We start from the raw sequence: 5,246 nt of genomic DNA, 5'->3' as shown, positions 1-5,246 counted from the left end.
GTACTAGATCGTTGGTCGTTTACTTTCGAGGACCTCTGTTGCTTTCTGCCCAGAAAGTGGGCGGTAGAATAAAAAGCCCTGTACCTCCTCGCAGTTGATAGATTTCAAGAATTCCAATTCCTCTTCCTTCTCTACCCCTTCGGCTGTTAACTTTAATCCTAAGCTGTGTCCCAAGGTAACTATGGCCTGGATAATATGAGCTACTTTGGTATCCTGCGTCAAATATTGAATGAAAGATTTATCTATTTTCAGATTGTGGAGTGGCAAAAGCTGTAGGCGCGAGAGCGAGGAATGACCTGTACCAAAGTCATCGATGGAGATGTAAACACCCATCTGCTGTAGCTCCTCTAACACCTTTGTGGTAAAACCCAAGTCCTCAATCGCTGTGGTTTCCATAATTTCTAATTCTAAAAAGCGAGCTTCTAGACCTGTTTGTTCTAAAACCTTGGCTATAGTCTCTACCAATTTGGGTTGGCGGAATTGCTTCAGAGAAAGATTGACAGCGATCATAATCGGTGGCAATCCAGCATCTTGCCATGCTTTATTTTGTCTACAGGCCGTCTGTAGAGTCCATTCGCCGATGGGGACAATTAACCCACTTTCTTCGACTAGGGGAATGAACACACTGGGGGCAACTAATCCCATCTCTGGGTGCTGCCAACGCAACAGAGCCTCCATACTAGTAATTTCCCCTGTGGCAATGTTCACACGAGGTTGATAGTACAGCGTAAATTCATTGCGTTCTAGGGCATAGCGCAAGCTCTTTTCTAAAGTCAGCAGTTCAGGATTTTTAGCACTCAGGGAGACACTGTAGAATTGGTAGTTATTCCGTCCTTTGTCTTTGGCGTAGTACAAAGCGGCATCTGCGTGCTGAATTAGTGTTTCGGCGTCAGGGCTGTTATTATCAAGTACGGCAATACCGAGGCTGGCAGTCACATAAAGTTCATGCCCTTGAAGATCAAAGGCATCCTCAAAGGCTTGTAAGATTCTCTGCGCCACCAAAGTTACCTCTTCAATATCATTGACTCGTGGCAGTAAAATAGTAAATTCATCGCCTCCCCAACGGGCTACAGTATCTCCGCCTCTGAGTGAGTCTTTTAATCTTTGAGAGACGCTTTGTAACAATTGATCCCCCAGAGTATGCCCTAGAGTATCATTAATGACCTTGAAGCGATCCAAATCGAGGAAAATTACAGCTAAACTTTCGCCATTGCGAGTGGCGTTGGGCAGAGTTTTACTGAGCAGCTCATTAAATAGTAGACGATTGGGCAACCCTGTCAGCATGTCATGGAGGGCTTGATAGCGAATCTTTTCTTCTACTTGTTGACGCTGCCGCGCACCAATAATACTGGCGGCCATGGTCAAAAGAGTAGATTCTTCATGCTTTGACCAATGACGCTCAAAGGTGCAGTCTGCCAAGCCAAGATACCCCCAGAAATCATTATCCAAGCGAAGAGGTACCAAGAGAAGGGATTTAATGCCATCTCGAATCAGGAATTCTTGTTCGGCGACAGGAAATTTTGGGGTAATTCCGCTAATGGACTGGCCGCTAGAGAGAACTGTGTACCAACGGGCTAATTCAGAAGCTTGATAAGGCTGATTCTGCCAATGGTGGTGGGTAGATTCAATAAAAGATTGCGTCCATTCAAACCGGAGGCTGACTGCTATTTCCTCTGTAACAGGATGGCGATGGTTCTGAAAGAGATAGGCACGATCTGCCTTGGCAGCTTCGCCCAGTACAGCGAGAGCTCGATCGATACCAGTTTCATAATTCATTTCTCCTAGCAAATAATTGGCAGCTTCTGCAACTGCTTGTAACAAGCGATCGCGCTGGCGCAATTCAGCTGTAGCTTGCTTTTGCTCTGTAATATCCCTAATAATAAAAGTTCTAATTAAATCACTTTCAGGAAGATAGAGAACAGATTGTTCAAAAACTTCTGTACCTACTTCTACCTCCCGCACAAAAGAATTTTTTTCTAGATTGTTAACTCCAATCAACAGTCCCGTTAAGATCGGGTGTTCTGTCCCAACTTCCCTAAGATTGGGAAACTTGATAGCTGCGGCTGGATTGAGATAAGTAATTCTTCCCTCGAAATCCATCTCAATAATTGGATTGGGAATGAGTTCAGGAAAGGATGCTAGCCTAGCTAGAGCAGACTCACTAGCTGCTTCAAAGCTGGGATCGATAGCTAAGGTTTGAAAAGGATTGGCAGGACTGCCTTGCTCTGATAAAAAACCAGATAAATCTTCAACATCAAAAGATTCAGAAAATACTTGTTCTGAAATATTGGAAATAGCATAATATTTAGCTTGAGCTTTATTACTACCAAAAGCAATGATGTCTCCATGCCTAAGATTATGAGAAAAGCATTTAGTACCATTCACAAATAAGCCATTAGTACTTCCTTTTCCCTTATAGTTACCATCAATAATCTGGAAGCCATATTGGGCAGTTTCTGGAACAGTTACTCGCAATAAAATTGCATGTTGCATTGATACTGACCGGGAAGCCAAGACAATAGTGTTTGCAGGATGCCGCCCCAGAGAATAAGTAGTCTCTCGCAAGGGGACAGTTCGCCGCCCTTCTAGGTCTTGGATGACCAACAGATGGCGTATTTTTTCCCGCTCATTTCCATGCATGGCTGTTCCTCAAATTTCTCATATAATTAATATTTATGTCTTAGTCTGAAAAGGACTGCTCCTATAAGTCCAGAATTTCAGGCTGCACTTATGGAAAAACTTGCTCAATCAAAGTTCTCACCATCTGCGTAGGCGTAGCCCGCACTTCTCTACGTTCGCGCAGCGTGTCGCAGACAGACGCTGCGCGTAGCTTGCTTCCACGTTCGCGCAGCGTGCCGTAGGCAAGTGGTACGACAAAGCGCTGCGCCAACGATTGCGCTCAGTACAAATCAGTGACCACCGCAGGCATCGCAAAAGTGGTATATAGACCAGCCTTTACCTTCATAATTGACCGCACTCAGCGCTAACGGAACTCAGCACTCTTCTTTTTATAGAATGAGTTGGCTAATTGTTCAATCGGTTTTTGTAGTAGAAATTATAGTTGTTTTCTCTACTCATACATAAGTTATAAAGTTTGTTCCTTTGTCTATATCATCTAACCTTGTCTTTCTTAGGATACCCAGATTAACAATTCAAAATTAAAATTTCAAAATTGTACCCTTACAGGGAAGCAAACTACGCGTAGCGTCATGTTGGGGCAGCCGCTTGTAGAGAAGATAGTTACATAAGAGGATTTCAAACTAGACTAAAACTGAACAAAGCCAAAGCCAATCCCCCTCCGATCCAAGTGTAGATGTTGGCGTTAGTCTCTCTTTAGAGCTATCCATTAGTCACATATTTCTTAAGATTTATAAAACGCCTAATCTCCAACCTCATAAACTTAGAGACTTTTTATGTCCTATATATAGATTATTAGTCCAAGAACTTAGGGATATAAGATAGAGAGGTATGTTTAACTTTTCCTTCCCATAATAATGGGGTTGAAAAAGCAAGCATTAGTTAAGCATGGTTAATGAGTACGAATTCATACCTATTATTCACAATCTAATGCTGAAAGTGTTTTGAGCATTGGATGAGCATTTTAGAGAGAGTGAAGGCTAAAAGTGTTGATATTATGTCGGTTTATCGTAATCTGCAAGAAACTCATTTAAATCGTGCCCGCGCCAGTCTCAGACAAGCGCTTTCTTGGTATGGATATCTTCGCAAGTCAGGACAGTTATCATCTAACCCAGAATTGCTAGGTTTGATGAAACCAGAATTGGAAGCTTTGAACGCCACACTCAACAAGCTAGATTCTAACGTCATTAGAATTGCCGTCTTTGGTTTGGTGAGTCGGGGAAAGTCAGCAGTTTTAAATGCCTTGCTGGGAGACAAGATTTTGCAAACTGGGCCCCTGAATGGTGTCACCCAATGGCCCCGTTCCGTGCGCTGGCAGCCCAGTGATAAGGTACTAGTAGAGTTAATTGATACCCCTGGATTAGATGAAATTGAGGGGGAGTCACGGGCGGATATGGCACGAGAAGTAGTACATCAGGCAGATTTGATTTTGTTTGTCGTATCTGGTGATATCACGCGCACTGAGTATCAAGCGCTGCTGCAATTAAGGCGATCGCAAAAACCCTTGATTTTAGTGTTTAACAAAATAGACCTTTACCCAGATACAGACCAAGGAGCAATTTACCAAAATTTACAACAACTGGGTGCAGGGCATCCTGAAGCGAAACCTCTACTACCTGATGAAATTGTGATGGTGGCAGCGGAACCAGCAGCAATGGAAGTGCGGGTTGAATGGCCTGATGGGCGTGTCACTTATGAATGGGAGACACCACCACAGCAAGTAGATGAACTCAAAGAGATAATTCTGAATATTCTGAATCGGGAAGGGCGATCGCTTCTGGCTTTAAATGCACTGATCCAAGCACGAGATGCAGAAGCCGCGATCGCTCAAAAAACTATCGATTTACGCGAAAAGGAAGCCGAAGAAATTATTTGGCAATTTACCAAATACAAAGCCTTGGCAGTAATGCTTAATCCCATCGCCTTTTTAGATATTCTGGGCGGAACTGTTGCTGATTTAGCTTTAATTCGCGCTCTCGCTAGATTGTATGGTTTGCCGATGACTAGCTATGAAGCCGGAAAAATTTTAAAAACGATTTTATTTAGTTCTGGTGGCTTGCTACTTGGAGAACTAGGTAGTAGTTTGCTTTTGGGTTTAGGTAAAAGTACGGCTGCAATCACTAGTGGTGACAATCCCAGCAATATTACTGCTTTTGCTAGCAGTGCGATCGCTCAAGCTGGTATCGCCGGTTATGGCGCATACTCCGTTGGCAAAGCTGCCCAAGTCTATCTCGAAAAAGGCTGCACTTGGGGACAATTAGGCGCTAGCAGCGTCATTCAAGAAATTCTCTCTCAAGTCGATCAAAATACAATTCTGTATCGTTTGCGACAAGAGTTAAACATAAAGTATTGAGAATAATTAAAAACTGCTATCTTTTTGTTACCGTTTATAAGTGTTTATCAACTTCTATCAAAGTCTTCTGACAATTGACTGACATTCCCAAATTGGGATGCAAGATTGAGAACATGACCATCTCTACTAGCGATCGCAACTAGTAGAATTCCCGTACCTTTTTAAATCTAAAGATGACGAGAGGGTAATCCCACTCAATTTTGCTAAAAAGATGGCGGTGTTTACCACTACCTCTTGTGGGAAGCCTATCTAAACT

Annotated in this window: 3 protein-coding genes; 1 reads left to right on the top strand and 2 read right to left on the bottom strand. The window is 43.0% G+C overall.

Translation table 11 applies throughout. The features are described 5' to 3' along the window. Positions 1 to 3: 3 nt before the first annotated feature. Together IQ229_RS11955 and IQ229_RS11950 are read right to left on the bottom strand one after the other, a co-directional pair. Entirely contained in the window at positions 4 to 2,640 is a 2,637-nt protein-coding gene (locus tag IQ229_RS11955) for an EAL domain-containing protein (RefSeq protein ID WP_194043952.1), read from the bottom strand. A gap of 88 nt (positions 2,641 to 2,728) precedes the next feature. Then, entirely contained in the window at positions 2,729 to 2,890 is a 162-nt protein-coding gene (locus IQ229_RS11950) for a hypothetical protein (protein WP_194043950.1), read from the bottom strand. Positions 2,891 to 3,592: 702 nt separating this feature from the next. On the opposite strand from IQ229_RS11950, the gene IQ229_RS11945 reads away from it, so the two are divergent. Continuing rightward, positions 3,593 to 4,990, top strand: a complete 1,398-nt coding sequence (locus IQ229_RS11945) for a GTP-binding protein (RefSeq protein ID WP_228013403.1) — start codon at positions 3,593 to 3,595, stop codon at positions 4,988 to 4,990. Positions 4,991 to 5,246 lie beyond the last annotated feature (256 nt).

The sequence above is a fragment of the Nostoc cf. edaphicum LEGE 07299 genome, from assembly GCF_015207245.1.
GTDB lineage: Bacteria > Cyanobacteriota > Cyanobacteriia > Cyanobacteriales > Nostocaceae > Nostoc > Nostoc edaphicum_B.
This window is presented reverse-complemented; position numbering and strand designations above follow the sequence as displayed.